General features: G+C 59.8%; 13 protein-coding genes. 7 read left to right on the top strand and 6 right to left on the bottom strand.

What is annotated here, in order from left to right; genetic code table 11:
• Nucleotides 1-328: 328 nt before the first annotated feature.
• From AAEZ10_RS01970 to AAEZ10_RS01945, 6 genes are all read left to right on the top strand, one after another.
• Entirely contained in the window at nt 329-3922 is a 3594-nt protein-coding gene (locus tag AAEZ10_RS01970; RefSeq protein WP_350567286.1) for a toxin VasX, read from the top strand.
• Nucleotides 3912-5027 (top strand): SoxR reducing system RseC family protein, encoded by a 1116-nt coding sequence (locus AAEZ10_RS01965; RefSeq protein WP_252886334.1) that lies wholly within the window; start codon nt 3912-3914, stop codon nt 5025-5027. The genes AAEZ10_RS01970 and AAEZ10_RS01965 overlap by 11 nt, the downstream gene beginning before the upstream one ends.
• Nucleotides 5028-5228: 201 nt before the next feature.
• Nucleotides 5229-6389 (top strand): hypothetical protein, encoded by a 1161-nt coding sequence (locus tag AAEZ10_RS01960; RefSeq protein ID WP_350567283.1) that lies wholly within the window; start codon nt 5229-5231, stop codon nt 6387-6389.
• A gap of 77 nt (nt 6390-6466) precedes the next feature.
• Entirely contained in the window at nt 6467-7711 is a 1245-nt protein-coding gene (locus AAEZ10_RS01955) for an exonuclease SbcCD subunit D C-terminal domain-containing protein (RefSeq protein ID WP_073471116.1), read from the top strand.
• A complete protein-coding gene (locus AAEZ10_RS01950) occupies nt 7708-11349 on the top strand; it encodes an AAA family ATPase (protein ID WP_350567280.1) in 3642 nt (1213 codons plus the stop codon). The genes AAEZ10_RS01955 and AAEZ10_RS01950 overlap by 4 nt, the downstream gene beginning before the upstream one ends.
• Complete coding sequence (locus AAEZ10_RS01945) at nt 11346-11942, top strand: glutathione S-transferase (protein WP_071172691.1); 597 nt, start codon at nt 11346-11348, stop codon at nt 11940-11942. Before AAEZ10_RS01950 ends, AAEZ10_RS01945 begins: the two co-directional genes overlap by 4 nt.
• A gap of 129 nt (nt 11943-12071) precedes the next feature.
• On the opposite strand, the gene AAEZ10_RS01940 is transcribed toward AAEZ10_RS01945, so the two are convergent.
• Both AAEZ10_RS01940 and AAEZ10_RS01935 read right to left on the bottom strand, forming a co-directional pair.
• Nucleotides 12072-12329 carry a hypothetical protein gene (locus AAEZ10_RS01940; RefSeq protein WP_350567276.1) on the bottom strand — a complete coding sequence of 86 codons (258 nt, stop codon included), beginning with the start codon at nt 12327-12329 and terminating at the stop codon, nt 12072-12074.
• Nucleotides 12326-12538, bottom strand: coding sequence for a hypothetical protein (locus tag AAEZ10_RS01935; RefSeq protein WP_039763920.1), 213 nt, complete (start codon nt 12536-12538; stop codon nt 12326-12328). The genes AAEZ10_RS01940 and AAEZ10_RS01935 overlap by 4 nt, the downstream gene beginning before the upstream one ends.
• On the opposite strand from AAEZ10_RS01935, the gene AAEZ10_RS01930 reads away from it, so the two are divergent.
• The gene (locus tag AAEZ10_RS01930) at nt 12537-12728 is read left to right on the top strand and encodes a hypothetical protein (RefSeq protein WP_350567273.1); all 192 of its coding nucleotides are present in this window, start codon (nt 12537-12539) and stop codon (nt 12726-12728) included. The two genes, AAEZ10_RS01935 and AAEZ10_RS01930, sit on opposite strands and share 2 nt — an antisense overlap.
• Nucleotides 12729-12917: 189 nt before the next feature.
• Here the strand turns inward: AAEZ10_RS01930 and AAEZ10_RS01925 are convergent, their stop codons facing one another.
• The 4 genes from AAEZ10_RS01925 to AAEZ10_RS01910 all read right to left on the bottom strand — a co-directional run bounded on the left by AAEZ10_RS01925 (nt 12918) and on the right by AAEZ10_RS01910 (nt 16549).
• Entirely contained in the window at nt 12918-13097 is a 180-nt protein-coding gene (locus AAEZ10_RS01925) for a hypothetical protein (protein ID WP_016775003.1), read from the bottom strand.
• A gap of 156 nt (nt 13098-13253) precedes the next feature.
• Complete coding sequence (locus AAEZ10_RS01920) at nt 13254-14429, bottom strand: lactonase family protein (protein WP_339101451.1); 1176 nt, start codon at nt 14427-14429, stop codon at nt 13254-13256.
• Nucleotides 14416-14727 carry a DUF5629 family protein gene (locus AAEZ10_RS01915; protein WP_282386445.1) on the bottom strand — a complete coding sequence of 104 codons (312 nt, stop codon included), beginning with the start codon at nt 14725-14727 and terminating at the stop codon, nt 14416-14418. The genes AAEZ10_RS01920 and AAEZ10_RS01915 overlap by 14 nt, the downstream gene beginning before the upstream one ends.
• Before the next feature lie 241 nt (nt 14728-14968).
• Nucleotides 14969-16549 (bottom strand): aldehyde dehydrogenase (NADP(+)), encoded by a 1581-nt coding sequence (locus AAEZ10_RS01910; RefSeq protein WP_350567268.1) that lies wholly within the window; start codon nt 16547-16549, stop codon nt 14969-14971.
• Nucleotides 16550-16557: the final 8 nt, after the last annotated feature.

The following is a 16557-nucleotide window of genomic DNA, read 5'->3' as shown; positions in this document are numbered from 1 at the left end:
AGTATCAAAATAGTGGCGCGATATTAGATGGCCACTATTTTGGCGTCAATTAATGGATGCGTTGAAAAATCGATTTCGATGAGCGGTACGGCTCAAATCCCTAGGCAATGAGCGTGTTAACGGATCTATTTATCAGGGTAAGTTTGCGAGCGCGGGTACGCCTTCAGCGTTACTCACGATTCATCCGAAGTAACCTCTGTAAGATTTCAGACGATCCCTTGTAGGTTTCATCCCGAGTGTTCGATTCCTACGCAAAACACAGAAAGATCTGACTGCTGTCGTTTTCCAGATACACGCACATTTCTCTGTCACAAACAGACACAGGGAAATGTGCTCAATGATGCACCCCGCCAACCTCGCGGCAGCCGCAGCGTCCAAAGCCCCGATCATCGGCCCCGCCGCCTGCCCCTTGCGCAACACCCACGTGCAACTGTTGCCCCTCGCGTACGGCCTGGTGGAAAAACCCTTCGACCCCAGCACCGAAATCACGCTGCCGTACACCCTGACCACGCGCCCCATGGGCATCCGCCGCCTGCGCGACGGTTGGCTGTACATCGTCGACAGTCTCAGCGGCGAGCTCTACGAATACCGCGTGCTTGAAGGCGTCATCAGCGCATTGCTGCATCGCGGCAAAAGCGTCAGCGAGGATCAGCGCAGCGCCATCGAAGAACGTCCGGCGTTGATCTTTTCGCGCAAAAGCACCCTTTACGTGACCTTCGCCGATGTGCAGTTGAGCGCGGCGAAATGCCGACAGGTGCTGGACAGCGCGGAGGAACGCGAGCACTTCATGCAGGCGGTCGATCTCGGCCCGGTGCATTGTCTGATCGGCGGCGAGCATCTGCTCACCGTGGCCCAGGCCAAACAGTGGCTGGCGGAAGTGGCCTGCACAGCGAAACCGCTGGCCGAGGCAGACGCCACGCGGATGCCGGCGGTGCAGGTCAGCGATGCGCCGGAGCACGAACGCGAACCCTATCTGTGGGAAAACCCACGACGTTTTCGCGAGGCGCATATCGGCGAATTTCTTGGTCGGGTGCGCGGGCCTTATCAGGACGACACGCTGTTTCTGCTGGTCAACGACGACCTCGGGGTGATGCGCGATCTGGCCGATTATCAGGACCTGGTGGTCGGCTGGATCGAGCAGTGGAGCAACACCGACAACAACGAGCGCGACTATCTGCTGGCCAGCTACATCGAGTCGCTGAGCCAGTTGGGCGCTCAGGATTTCGACACCCTGGCCAAGGCCAGCGACGATCCGCGCGCCCAGGCATTGTTTGCTGAACTGGAGCAATTGCCCGAGCCGGATCGGGAAAATACCCGGCAGGCGCTGCTCGAGTATTTGAACAAAGGTGGTGAGGTTGTCCCGACCGATACCCAGGCTCGACCTGAACTGCAGCAACAGCGCGAAAAGGCTTTAGACGAGTCATTGGCGCTGAACCGCTTTGATGGCGTCGCCCCTGATTTCACCGCGCACGCTCGCGTCACCGCCGAGGCGGACCGACGCTTTTACACCCGCGAATATTTTGCTGAAGTCGCCCCGGCCGACTTCGTCGAGCGCCACCTGAACACACTGGTCGACCTCGGCAAGGATCAGAGCCGACGCATGAAAGACGTGCTCGACGGCCCGTTGCTCAGCGGCAAACGCGGCATCAACGACCTGATCGACCGCCCGGCCATGGATGAGGTGCTGAACAGTCATCGCGACAACCTCGGACGCTGGAATCGCCTGCTCGAACGCATCACCGCCGATCGCGCGCAACTGCTGTGCGCCGGGCGTTTCCATCGCTCGGCGTGGTATTTCGACGGCCAAGCGCAGATCGATCAGGCGCTCGCCAGCGAATACGCCTGTCTCAAGGACATCGGCCGCAGCGACGCGGCCAACGAGCAAATGCTCGATTACCTCGAACAACACCCGCAACTGACCCGCCCGTTGTTCTACACCTTGCCGCTGCGCTTGCAGACCGAGCAGGCCGGGCAATATTCAACGCTGTTCAACGCCGGCATGGCGATGTTCAACAACCTGCCGGACTGGCTGGCCAAGTTGCAGAGCATCGAGCAGCCGCAGCTGCCCGCGCTGGACGACCTGCCCGCACACAGCCGAGTCCTCGCCGATGCCGTGCAAGACACCTACAGCCCGGCGCTGAACCTCGGGCTGAGCCGGGCGCTGGAAGGCTTTGATCTCGCCGGCGAGAAAATCCCCGACCTCGACGAACTGTTCCAGCGCCTGCCCAAAGCCCTGCGCCTGCGCGTCTTCGACGCCGCGCGAACCAGCGGCGTGACCTTCACCGTATCCACCCCGGCGGAACAAGCGGCGCTGCAAGCCACGATCAAGGAAGTGCTGCGCGAACGCGACTACCTGAAAACCCTCAACCGCGAACGCAACCAGCTCACCCACAATAAAAACCGCCAAGGCCACAAAACCGCCCGGGCGATGGAATTGCAGGAAGAAATCGTCCGCGTGCGCACGCAACTGGCCTTGTTCGAAGGCCGCCTTGCGGCAGCGCTAAGCCCGATTGACGAACTGCCGGATCGCTCGGCACGGCTGTATGGCGCCACCCCGGCGAAAGCGGGCGTGACGGTGGTGTTTCCGCCGGCGCAGCACGGGGAATTGCGAGGGTTGCTGGAGAACATTCGCGCGGGAGTGGCGGGGGTTTCGAAGGCGAGTCTGGTGCGGACGGAGGGGATGGGGTTGTTGGTGGTGATGGTGCAGGTGGTGAATTTGGTGGGGGTTTATCGGGAGCTGCGCAGGCAGGCTGTAAATGAAAGAGTGTGGACCTCGTTGATGAATTCAGTCGCTGCAACGGGAGCGGCGGGATTTAGTGCCGCACAAAGTCTTGCTGATACGGCGTTAAAAGTTCGCTGCGCTTCTCTAGTGGCAAGCGTTCAGCTCCATGCCTTGCAGACCGTGCACGTGCAGATGGGGAAATTGCATGTGGGATTGGGTTTTTTTACATATTTGTCAGGGTTGGCTTCTTCTACGAACAGTTTTGTCACGCAGCGCAAAAACTGGGAACAGGCGGTTCGCAGTGGAAATCATTCGGCGCAAAGCGCAGCTGCATTGGCGACGATGGGAGCTGGTGGCATGACATCAACTACTAGCTATGGTTTGACCAACACTGTCCACTCCACATTCAAGGTATTGAAGGCGTCAAGTAATGCCGCTCGAAGAGCTGCTTGGGCCGCTGCTGGCACACGTTTATCCACCGTCTTTTTCCGCTTCAATCTCGCTGGAGCACTTTTTACCGTTCTAGAGCTGGGCGGCAGCTGGCTGTACAGCCGCTACAACATCAGTGCTCACGATAAATGGTTGAAAATCACACCGTGGAGTAGGGATAGCGAGATGCGTGGCGACCACTCACTTGATGACTATCAAAGTTATCTGGCTTTTTTAATTCACGCACCTTACGCGCAGCTTGGCCCAAATCTGTACGACTCTTGGCTGAAGGATCTGTTATTCAAAGCCAAACCCAGCGATATTCACTTAGCATTGCCGACCCTAACGCTGAATGATCTGCTGCCTCCGTTTGGCGGCAACCCAACCTCCCGTTTAGGTATCGGCGCGCACCGCATTTCAATTCCGCTGCACAGTCGAGGAGCACCACGAGAGCAGCGAGATGTCATTAGTGACGAGATTTTAAGCAGCCTGCGCATCGTGAAGTCCAGCCCAGAAGGACTGATACTTTGTCTCCAGTATCCAGCGGGCCTCGGGTCGGAATTTGTTCCCGCGAAAGAAACGCTGGAATTGGCTGTGTGCGTTCAGACATTGAATGAAAAAGGTGAATGGGCATCTCGAACTCGCGTCATTCACCTAGATCCGCGTGGTGAGGGTCATTTTGGGGTTGTTACTCCTCAACAGGTCAAAGAAAAACCTCCAGTTTTGCTGGTTGAGGCTCACCTGTTAGAAAGAGCTGACCATGCTGAATAATCACGATGATCCATTAACAATTCGCCCGCTTCAACAGCCTAGAAAGGCCGGTGACATTGAGGCGTTTCCGAGCGGAAAAATTACCTATCTCGCGCCCTTGCCATTACCAACATCAATGCCAGCTTACGGTCGGCATATTGGTGAACTGAATGACGTTTATATGGATTTCGGTTTAGGGACACTGGAGGTTTTTTCTTGGCAAGTCATTTTAGGCGGACCATTCAGCGGCACATTAATGATCGCGTTCCTATATCCACTGATGGGAGGGTTTATAGGACTTCTGTTAGGTGATAGCTGGGAGTTCATTAAAGAAGTCATTGAGGGTATTTTTTTTGCCATTTACAAATTGGCTTTCTCAACGGGTTTAATTGCCTTGTTTATTGGCCTAGGCGTCTGGCACCACGTCCACAAAACCCGCGCCACCCTCATCCCAACCCGCTTCAACCGTCAACGCCGCGAAGTCTGCTTCATGCGCGAAGGCGCCACCGAACCTGTCTTCGTCCCATGGGAATCGCTGTCCGCCTGGATCATCGAAGCCAAGGGTGCCACCCAGTTCGGCATCCATCGCCAATACGGCATGGGCATCGGTTTCTACCAAGGTGAAACCCTCATAAGCCAGGAATTCCAATGCGCCGGCCTGGAGCTCGCGATCAGCCATTGGGAGGCGATTCGCGGTTACATGGAGTACGAAGTCAACGACCTCAAATCGATTCAGGACCTGCAAGACCTGCAAGGCCCGGACGACCCGCCCCACGAAGGCCTGCACACTTTTCGTAACGCCCGGGCGCGGATGCATCAGCAGATCCGTGAAGGCCGCCGCTCGCGGTTGTCGGGATTTTTTTGGTACCTGTATCACGTCATGACTTTATGGACGGTCCCCAACCGTTTGGTCGAATGGGAAGTGCGCCGACTCGAAAGAATCGGCAAGCAGGCGCTGCCGGAAGTCATGCGCGCCTGGTCCGAGCCGCTGCCTAAAGAGCAATGGGCCAAGCCCAGTGAAGAGCTGTTGCGACTAAGCGAACAAGTGCGGCAGATGCACAAGCGCCAGCCGCATCGGCCGATTACGCAGATTTTCGCTGAGGTTTGCAGGCGGGCTGTGGACTGATGCAGAGCAGTTTTGTGACCAGAGGGAGGGAGGTTTTTTGCCTGTTTGCGCGCCTTCGCGAGCAGGCTCGCTCCCACAGAGGACCGCGTTGGATGCGGATGTTTCGGTTGATGTTGGCCGAGGCGAGAGACCCTCGGGGTGACGGCCATTTCGCAGTTGTTGCTCCCGGCTCGTTCAAGGAAAACCCGATGGTTCTGCTGGTTGAAAATCAATACCTCGAAAGGGCTGACCATGCTGAATAATCACAATGAGCCTCTTGTTGATGCGCAATGTGAGGTGATCAGAAAAGCGGGCGATGTAGAGCCGTTTCCGAGTGGAAAAATTACCTATCTCGCGCCCTTGCCATTACCAACAAAAACGCCACCTTACGGGCCTCACATAGGGGAACTAAACAGTGTTTACATGGACTTCGGGTTGGGAAACCCGCAGGTATTTATGTGGCAGGTGACTTTAGGAGGACCGTTCAGTGGCACATTCATGATCGCGTTTCTATATCCACTGGTGGGAGGCTTTATTGGGCTCATGTTTGGAGATAACTGGGAGTTTATTCAGGAAATTATTGAGGGTGTTTTTCTTGCCCTTTACAAATTGGCGTTATTAACGGGTTTTATGGCCTTGGGTATCGGCCTGGGCGTCTGGCACCACGTCCACAAAAAACGCCTCTCCCTCATCCCAACCCGCTTCAACCGCCAACGCCGCGAAGTCTGCTTCATGCCCGAAGGCGCCACCGAGCCGGTTTTTGTCCCGTGGGAGTCGCTCAGCGCGTGGATCATCGAAGCCAAGGGCGCCACCCAGTTCGGGATCCATCGCCAATACGGTATGGGCATCGGTTTCTACCAAGGTGAAACCCTCATAAGCCAGGAATTCCAATGCGCCGGCCTGGAGCTCGCGATCAGCCATTGGGAAGCGATTCGCGGTTACATGGAGTACGAGGTCAACGACCTCAAATCGATTCAGGATTTGCAGGATCTGCAAGGCCCGGACGACCCACCCCACGAAGGCCTGCATACATTCCACAATGCCCGCGCGCGGATGCATCAGGAGATCCATGAAGGCCGCCGCTCGCGGTTGTCGGGGTTCTTCTGGTACCTGTATCACGTCATGACCTTATGGACGATTCCCAACCGTCTGCTCGAATGGGAAATTCGTCGGCTGGAAAGAATCGGCAAGCAGGCGCTGCCGGATGTTATGCGTGCCTGGTCCGAGCCATTGCCGAAAGAGCAATGGGCCAAGCCCAGTGAAGAGTTGTTGCGACTGAGTGAACAAGTGCGGCGGATGCACAAGCGCCAGCCGCATCGGCCGATTACCGAAATATTCGCCGCTGTCGGTGCAAGCAGACACGCGACAAGGCAAGGGGCGTGATTTGCCAGTAAACTCCCCTCCTCTCGCCGCCCGTTCTTCTTCGCGGCCACCCTCTTGATCAAAATGCGGAGTCCACCTTGCGTCTGTTCCACACCTCCGACTGGCACCTTGGGCAAAACCTGCACGGCCAGGAGCGCGATTTCGAGCACGCGTGTTTTCTCGAATGGCTGCTGCGCCAGTTGCACCTGGCGCAGCCGGATGTGCTGCTGATTGCCGGCGATATCTTCGATACGGTCAACCCGCCAGTCAAAGCTCAGGAACGCCTTTACGACTTCATCGTCAGCGCTCACGAACAGCAGCCGTTGCTGACCATCGTGATGATCGCCGGCAACCATGATTCCGGCTCGCGGATCGAGCTGCCGGCGCCGTTGATGCGGCGTTTGCGCACTCACGCATTGGGTCGGGTGCTGTGGCTGGATGACGGGCAGCTCGACGCCGAACGTTTGTTGCTGCCGTTGCCGAATGCGCAGGGAGAAATCGCCGCGTGGTGTCTGGCGCTGCCGTTTTTGCGCCCGGCGGAAGTCACTGGCGCGCATCTGGGTGACAACTATCTGCGCGGCATCGGTCAGGTGCATGAATGGCTGATCGCGGCGGCGAATGCCAAGCGTCAGCCCGGGCAGGCGTTGATCGCTATCAGCCACGCGCACATGGCCGGGGGCTCGGTGTCGGAGGATTCCGAGCGCAGCCTGATCATCGGCAATGCCGAAGCGCTACCCGCCAGCCTGTTCGGCGAAAGCATCAGTTACGTCGCCCTCGGCCATTTGCACAAGCCGCAGAAGGTCAACGGCGAGGAGCGCATTCGCTACAGCGGCTCGCCGATTCCGCTGTCGTTCTCCGAAATCGGTTATCAGCATCAGATTCTCGATGTGGTCCTCGAGGGTGAAACCCTGGTCGGCGTCGAGCCGAAATTGATCCCGCGCTCGGTCAATCTGCAACGCATCGGCCCGGCGCCGCTGGCCGAGATTCTGCTGCAACTGGCCGACCTGCCGAACATCGATCTGCTCGCCGAAACCCAGCGCCAGCCCTGGCTCGAAGTGCGCGTGCGTCTGGATGAGCCGCAGCCGGATCTGCGCCATCAAGTGGAAACCGCACTGCAAGGCAAAGCCGTGCGACTGGTGCGCATCGCCGCTGAATACGCCGGCAATCGTGGCGCCGATGGCAGCGATGACGGCAGCACGTTGATCGAACTCGACCAGCTCACCCCGCAGGAATTGTTCAGCCGCGCCTGGCTCGACAATTACGGCAGCGAGGTCGACGAGCAGACGCTCAAGGACTTCGCCGAACTGCTGCAGGACGTGCAACTGGAGGGCGAGCAGCCATGAAGATTCTCGCCATTCGTTTGAAGAACCTCGCCTCGCTGGCCGGGCCGTTCGAGATTGATTTCACCGCTGAACCGCTGGTCAGCGCCGGGCTGTTTGCGATCACCGGCCCGACCGGCGCCGGCAAAAGCACGTTGCTTGATGCCTTGTGTCTGGCGCTGTTTGGCGCTGTGCCGCGCCTGAACAACACCGGTCGCGATGCGAAAGTCCCGGATGCTGACGGTGAAATCGCCACTGGCGACCCGCGCACCTTGCTGCGACGCGGCACCGGTGAAGGCTATGCCGAAGTGGATTTTGTCGGCGTTGATGGCCGCCGCTATCGCGCGCGCTGGGAAGCCAATCGTGCTCGCGAGAAGGCTGGCGGCAAGTTGCAAGCGAGCCGGCAGAGCCTGCGCGACATCGATCAGGATCAACTGCTCGCCAGCCAGAAAGGCGAATACAAAACCCAGCTGGAAGCCGCTCTGGGTCTCAACTTTGAACAGTTCACTCGCGCTGTGCTGCTGGCGCAGAGTGAGTTCAGTGCGTTTCTCAAGGCTGACGACAACGACCGCAGTGAACTTCTGGAAAAACTCACCGACACCGCGCTGTACACCCGCCTCGGCCGCCGCGCCTTCGACAAGACCAAAGAAGCCCGCGAAGCGCACAAGCTGTTGCAGGATCAGGCCACCGGCGTGACGCCAATGGCCCCCGAAGCCCGCGCCGAACTCGACGAGCGTTTCAACACCGCGCAGCAACAGATGAAGGCGCAACAAGCGCAGCTCAAACAGCTTGAGCAACAGCATGCCTGGCTGAAGGATTTGCGTCTGTTGCAGGAAGCGCAGCAAGCGGCCAGCGGACAACTGCAAACCGCGCAACAGCAATGGCAGGCACTGGCCGGCGAGCGGGTGAAACTGACGCGTCTGGAACAGCTTGGCCCGCAACGCCATCAGTTCGCGCGCAAGGCCGAGCTCGATGCGCTGCTGACACCACTGGCGGCGCAGATTGCCGCGCACACCCAACAACACGCGGCACTCGGGGAACGCCAGACGCAGCTGGAACAGAACCTCGACGCAGCAAAAGTCGCCCTGAGCGCAGCGCAACAACGCCAGAGCGAAAATGCGCCGTTGCTGCGTCAGGCGTTTGAAGAACAAAGCACCCTCGCCCGCCTGATCAAGGACACTGCCAGCAGCGCCGAAGCCCGACAAACCGCCGAGCAAGCGTTCAAGGATGGCCAGAGCGCGATTCAGGCTTTGCAGGAAAAGCAGACTGAAGTCGCCGCGCGTTTGCAACGCATCGCCACCGAGCTTGAGCAGAGTGCGCATCTGGCGCCCTTGAGCGATGCCTGGAGCGCCTATCGCGATCGTCTGCAACAGCTGATGCTGATCGGCAACCGCTTGAACAAGGGCCAGAGCGAACTGGCGTCGCTCGAACAGAACGCCGCGCACAGTGCTGAGCAACTGGCCTCGCACAAACAGCAACTGGAAGTGCTGTTCAAAGAGGCCGGCGCAGAGCCGGACGCAGTCGCCGAACAGATCGGCCTGCTCGGCACCTTGTTGCAGGACAACCGCAAGCAGCTACGCGCGATCGAAGACCTGTCGCGCCTGTGGGCGACTCGGCAGGATCTCGACAAGCGCAGCGCCGAGTTGCAACAACGCCAGCTCGACGCGCAGCAGCAACGCGAACGCTTGACCCAGGACGGTGTGAAAACCAAGGCCGAACTGACCGTCGCCGAGCAGACCCTCAGCGTCACTCGCGAACTGCTCGAGCGTCAGCGGCTGGCGCGCAGTGCCAGTGTCGAAGAGTTGCGCGCGCAGTTGCAGGACGATCAGCCCTGCCCGGTCTGCGGCAGCAACGAGCATCCCTATCATCAGCCCGAAGCGCTGTTGCAAAGCCTTGGCCGTCACGATGAAAACGAACAGGCCAACGCCCAGCAAGTGGTCGATCAGCTCAAGGAAAAACTGATCGAGCTGCGCGGCGAAGTCGGTGGCGTGATCGCGCAACAGAAAGAATTGCTCCAGCAACAGGAACAACTCGCGGCGCAGCAACAAGCCTTGGCCCCGAGCCTCGACGCGCATCCGCTGGCCGCGCAACTGTTCAATCAGGACGCCGACAAACGCGACGCCTGGCTCAGCCGCCAGACCGAGCAGTTGAACCAGAGCATCACTCAGGACGAACAACGCCAGAGCGCCCTGCTCACCTTGCAACAGGACGCGGCGCGCTTGTCGCAACAATTGCGTCAGGCCGAGGTAGCGCATCAGCAAGCGGCGCAACAGCTCAGCCATCAGCAGCATGAACTCAACAGCGACCGTCAGCGCCTTGAAGAAGAACTCAGCGCGTTCGGCCCGCTGCTGCCCGCCGACACGCTCGAAGCCTTGCGCCTGGAGCCGGCGGCAACGTTCATGCAGCTGGACCGGCAGATCGCCGAGCGTTTGACCCAGCTCGAACAGCAAAAGGAAGAGCTGAGCGAACAGCAGCAACGCCAGCAGACCCTCGAGAAAGAACAGGATCGCCAGCAGCTGCGCACTCAGCAGCTGCACAGTGCCGAACAGCAATTCACGGCGTTGACCGAGCAGCAGCAAAGCTGTCAGGAAAAACTCGCGCAGTTACTTGGCGAGCACAGCAGCGCCGAGCATTGGCAGCAGCAGTTGGAACACGCCGTGGAACAGGCGCGCAGCGCGGAAACCAGCACCGCTGAGGAGCTGCAAAGCGTGCGCACGCAGCTGGTGCAGATCGCCGCTGAGCTCAAGGCCCAACAGGAACGCCTGCAAGCACTGCAAGCTGAAGACCTGGCACTCGCCGGCAAGATCGCTGATTGGCGCGCCAGCCACCCGGAACTGGATGACGGCGGCCTCGAAGACTTGCTGCGCTTCGATGACGCGCAAGTCGCCGAACTGCGCCAGACCCTTCAGCACAACGAAAAAGCCATCGAACAGGCCCAGGTCCTGTTGCAGGAGCGCGATCAGCGCCTGCTCGATCACCAGACCCGGCAGGACGGCAATCTTGACGCCGAACAGTTGGACAGCGCCCTCGCCGAGCTGCAAAACCAGTTCGCCGCCAGCGAACAGCAGTGCGCCGAACTGCGCGCCGAACAGGTGGAAGACCAGCGTCGGCAGAACGCCAATCAGGCGCTGGCCCAGCAGATCGCCGACGCCTATGCCGAGTACCAGCGCTGGGCGCGGCTCAGTGCCTTGATCGGCTCGGCCACCGGCGACACCTTCCGCAAGATCGCCCAGGCCTACAACCTCGACCTGCTGGTACATCACGCCAACGCGCAGCTGCGCCAACTGGTCAAACGCTATCGCCTCAAACGCGGCGGCAGCATGCTCGGCCTGCTGGTGATGGACACGGAAATGGGCGACGAACTGCGCTCGGTGCATTCGCTTTCCGGCGGCGAAACTTTCCTCGTATCGCTGGCATTGGCGCTGGGTCTGGCCTCGATGGCGTCGAGCACGCTGAAAATCGAATCGCTGTTTATCGACGAAGGTTTCGGCAGCCTTGATCCTGAATCCTTGCAACTGGCCATGGACGCGCTCGATGGCTTGCAGGCGCAGGGACGCAAGGTGGCGGTGATTTCCCATGTGCAGGAAATGCACGAACGCATCCCGGTGCAGATTCAGGTGCGGCGCCAGGGCAATGGTTTGAGCACGCTGGAGGTGAAATGAACACGCTGTATTCCTTCCGCCGCTGCCCTTACGCGATGCGTGCGCGAATGGCGCTGCGTTATGCGGGCGTGCCGGTGGAGATTGTCGAAGTCAGTCTCAAGGACAAACCGGCGCAGATGCTCGCGCTCTCGCCCAAGGGCACGGTGCCGGTGCTGAATGCCGATGGCGTAGTGATCGATGAGAGTCTGCAGATAATGCGCTGGGCGTTGGCGCAGAATGATCCGGATGATTGGTTGTTCAAGGATGATCCGGGTGCTGACGTCATCATGGACATGCTGATCGAGACGAACGATCAACGATTCAAGACTTCGTTGAACCACTACAAATACGCTGAGCGTTATCCAGAGCAACCGATGGAGGTCTATCGCATGCAGTGCGAGATGATCGCCCACTATCTGGATCTGACGCTCGCAGACCACGACTATTTGCTGGGTGACCGGCTCAGTCTCGCCGACATCGCCCTGCTGCCCTTCGTCCGGCAGTTCGCTCATGTTGATCGCGAGTGGTTCGCGCAGACGCCTTATGTTCGCTTGCAGGCCTGGTTGCAGCGCCTGCTCGAATCCGAACTGTTCACCTCGATCATGAAGAAGTAACCCTCTCTCCCTCTTGATTTGATCGTTCCCACGCTCCGCGTGGGAATGCAGCCGGGGACGCTCTGCGTCCCATTGGAACGCGGAGCGTCCCTTGAGGCATTCCCACGCAGAGCGTGGGAACGATCTTCGTCAGGCCAGGGCGTTGCACATGCCCAGCGCCATGCAATCCACTTCAAACGGCCCGAGAAAATCCACCGCGACCTTGACCGGTGGATTGCCGGCCATCAGCCCCAGCGTGTTGGCGCGTTCAATGTTGTGCGCGATGTTGTGGTTGGTCTCTATGGCCCGGGCCAAGCCACCCACCGAGCCTTGGCCAAATCCCAAGAGTGAGGCGCCGTTGGTCATCAGCGCGAGGCTGGCGATGACCCAGAGTCTGTAGCCTTTCATGCGCCGCCGACTCCTGCGAGTTCGGCCCTGTCGACCATCGCGCTTTGCGAGCGCAGTTCGAACTGGATGCCGGGGTGGGCGACGTCGATCGGGGCGTCGAAGCTGTGTTCCATCTGTGCGCCGATGCTGACGAACAGCACCACGGCCAGGTACAGACCGATGGCCAGGTAGGCGCCGCGTTTGGCGGAAGTGAGGATTGCGCTGGCCATGGTGTTCTCCGTGGGCAAAGGTTTCGATGGCCACAGAATCAATCAAAAAAGCCGAAGCAACCACTCAGGGTTTGCAATGGTGAATATCAGCTTCGTTGATTATTTAGAGGCTCTATTTGCCCGCGAGAGAAAACCTATGAGTGCAGAACGCGTACGCGCACAGGAGCTGCCGAAGGCTGCGATCTTCTGATTGATCGTTCCCACGCTCCGCGTGGGAATGCCTCAAGGGACGCTCCGCGTTCCAATGGGACGCAGAGCGTCCCGGGCTGCGTTCCCACGCAGAGCGTGGGAACGATCAGGTTACGCGCGCGCGTAGGAGCTGCCGAAGGCTGCGATCAAGATCGCAGCCTTCGGCAGCTCCAACAAGGAGATGGCAATTTCAGGCTTGGGTTTTGTGATCCAGCGCGGCGTAGAAGTTGGCGCTTTGTTGCAGGTATTTCTGGGTGTAGCTCTGGGTGTGGGATTTTTTGCTGGCGATTTCGACGTTGGCACCGGCTGGCAATACCACCGTGGCAGAAATGGCGGAAGCGGCGATGACGGAGAAGAGATTGAAGTTCATGGCGGTAACCCTCGTGTTCGTTTGCTTGGTTTGCCCGGTCGGGCTGTGAAACAAACGTAACGCTCGAGGGTTGCCTCCTTGAAATCTTTTGTAGCATTAGCCGATATCAGTGCAATTAATACAACGATGCAGGCCCCGTAGACCGGGGCCTGTGGCTTATTGTCGCACCAGGAATTTCAGATCGCTTGGCGCGTCGATCGGCAGTTTTTGCACGGTTTTGCCCAGCAGACCGGTCTTGGCATCGCGTTCGACGACAACAATCTGGTTGCTCTTCTGGTTGGCAATCAAGACGAATTTACCGCTCGGATCAAGGGCAAACTCGCGCGGGTGATCACCTTCGACCGAGCGCTTTTGCAGCTCTTTGAGCTGACCGGTCGCCGGATCAATGCTGAACACTACGAGCTGATTGGCCGTGCCGCGATTGCTCACGTAGAGAAACTTGCCGTCAGCCGAAGCATGCAGCGCCGCGCCGGCTTTGTCCGAGGTCGGCTGGCCCGCTGCCAGATCGACCAGTTGCGTCTGGGTCAGTACGCCGTCCTTGTAGTCGAACACCGCGACCTGTGCACTCATCTCCATGGTCAGCCAAGCGTGTTTGCCGTCAGCGCTGAACAGCAGATGACGCGGGCCACTGCCGGCCGGCAAGGCTACCGAGGCGGTTTTCGCCGGGGTTAGCGGCAAGTGCGGGTTGGCCTTCGGGTCGTATTGATAGATGAAAACCTTGTCCGCGCCCAAATCATTGGAGAACACATAGCGCCCGTCCGGCGACGACACCGTCGAGTGCACGTGATTCGATGCCTGACGCTCAGGATTGACCCGGCTGGCCGGGTGGCCGCTCATCTGCACCACCGGTTTCAGCTGGCCGTCGGCATCGACCGGCAATACCGCCAGGGTGCCGCCCGGATCTTCCATCACCGAGTAGTTGCTGACGAACAGGTGTTTGGCATCAGCGCTGAGGCTGGAATGGGTAGGCTCGTTGCCCAGGCTCTGCACTTGATTGATCAGGCTCAGCGCATGGGTCTTCGGGTCGATGGCGAAGCTGCTGACGCGGCCGACCGGGTCAGTCTGGCCCGGGCCGTTTTCGTTGACCACGAACAAGCGCTTCTGGTCTTTCGAGAGGGTCAGCCACGACGGGTTTTCGGTCTTGACCACTTGCAGCGGCTTGGCGTCGATCTGGCCGGTGGCGCTGTCGAACTGCATGCGGTAGATGCCTTGGCTGGAACCGGCGGTGTATGAGCCGACCAGCAACTGCAAGGTGTCGGCAGAGGCGCTGGAAAGCCCCATCGCGCCGACGCTGCCGGCCATCAGCAAAGGCCAGAAATTACGCATCTTCATTATTGTCATCCTCATCGTCGCTGCTGCTGACTACGTCGCCGACGCACACCAGACGATGCTCGCCCGTGGTCTTGGTGTCGCTGGCGTAACCGACGATCAGCCAGCTCTGCAGCGTCTCATCGAACGTCGCAGCCGCAACCTGCGCCGGGGTGAATTGCCAGTGCTTGGCTTCGCGGCCATCGATGCATTCGATGTGCAGGTTATCGTCCTCGTCGAGGGCGAATTCGAAGGCGTGCAGGCCATCGATTTCGACCATACCGCAATGTTCGAGGGCGTTGAGAAGGGTTTGGGCAGTCATGGCAAACAGTCTTTCTTTGGGGGGAAAGGGCCAATGATAGCCCAATGTGATCCAGAGGCCCCTGCTGGAACCTCTGTGGGAGCGAGCCTGCTCGCGAAGGCGGTGTGCCAGCTGATCGTTCCCACGCTCCGCGTGGGAATGCCTCAAGGGACGCTCCGCGTTCCAGTGGGACGCAGAGCGTCCCGGGCTGCATTCCCACGCAGAGCGTGGGAACGATCAACACAAAAAATCGCGGTGTTGGCTAGATCGCCTCACGCGATGGCTTGCCATCCACCAGGCGCTGGATCCGCAGCGGGTTGGCGTTTTTCAGCGGCTCGGGCAGCAAGCTGTCTGGGTAGTTCTGGAAGCACACCGGGCGCAGGAAGCGATCGATCGCCAGCGTGCCCACTGACGTGCCGCGCGCATCGGACGTCGCCGGGTACGGGCCGCCATGCACCATCGAATCGCACACTTCGACACCGGTCGGATAACCGTTGAGCAGGATGCGCCCGACCTTCTGTTCCAGCAGCGGCGTCAGTTCGGCGAATTGCTCGAAATCAGACGGCTCGCCGATGATCGTCGCGGTCAATTGACCGTGCAGGCCGTGCAGCGCCGCGCTCAGTTGTGCCTGATCGGCCACTTCGACGATTACTGTGGTCGGGCCGAACACTTCTTCCTGCAGCACTTCATCGCCGTTGATCAACAGGCTGACATCGGCCTTGAACAACTGCGGCTGCGCCTGATTGCCCTGCTGCGGATTACCGGCCAGATGCTCGATGCCGCTGTGCGCCAGGAGTTTTTCCAGGCCTTTGCCATAGCTGCCGAGGGTGCCGGCGTTGAGCATGGTTTGCGCCGGTTGATCACCGATCGCAGCGGCGACTTGCTGTACAAACGCGCTGAACTGCGGCGAGCGAATACCGATGACCAGACCCGGGTTGGTGCAGAACTGACCGCACCCCTGAACCACCGAAGCGGTGAGGTCGCGGGCGACGGTTTCCGAACGTGTGGCCAGTGCTTGCGGCAAAACGATCACCGGGTTGATGCTCGACATCTCGGCGAACACCGGGATCGGTTGCGGACGTGCGGCAGCCATGTCGCACAAGGCGCGACCGCCCTTCAGCGAACCGGTGAAACCAACGGCCTGAATCGCCGGATGCTTGACCAGCCATTCACCGACGCCGCCACCGTAGATCATGTTGAACACGCCGGCAGGCATGCCGGTTTTTTCCGCCGCACGAATAATCGCGTCGGCGACCAGTTCAGCCGTGGCCATGTGGCCGCTGTGCGCCTTGAACACCACCGGGCAACCGGCGGCCAGTGCTGCTGCGGTATCGCCACCGGCAGTGGAGAACGCCAGCGGGAAGTTGCTGGCACCAAACACGGCGACCGGGCCGAGGCCGATGCGGTACTGACGCAGATCCGGACGTGGCAGCGGCTGACGATCCGGCAGTGCCAGATCGATCCGCGCGCCGTAGAAATCACCGCGACGCAGGACTTTGGCGAACAGACGCATCTGCCCGCTGGTGCGACCACGCTCGCCCTGAATGCGTCCGGCCGGCAGCGCGGTTTCGCGGCAGACCACGGCGACGAAATCGTCGCCAAGCGCATCCAGTTCATCGGCGACCGCGTCGAGGAACTGCGCGCGACGTTCGGCGCTGAGGCTGCGATAGGTCGGGTAAGCCGCAGCGGCGGCCTTGGCGGCGGCGTCGACTTCTTCGGCCGTGGCCTGAGTGAAATCGTGCGGCAGGGCCTCGCCAGTGCTGGCGTCGACCGAGTGCAGTTTGACGCTGCCGGCGGCGCTGCGCTGACCGCCGATGTAGTTGTGACCGAGAATCTGAGTCATGGGATCTC

This window comes from Pseudomonas sp. H26/SER47-MNA-CIBAN-0231, from assembly GCF_040310465.1.
In the GTDB taxonomy this organism is placed as follows: domain Bacteria; phylum Pseudomonadota; class Gammaproteobacteria; order Pseudomonadales; family Pseudomonadaceae; genus Aquipseudomonas; species Aquipseudomonas atacamensis.
This window is presented reverse-complemented; position numbering and strand designations above follow the sequence as displayed.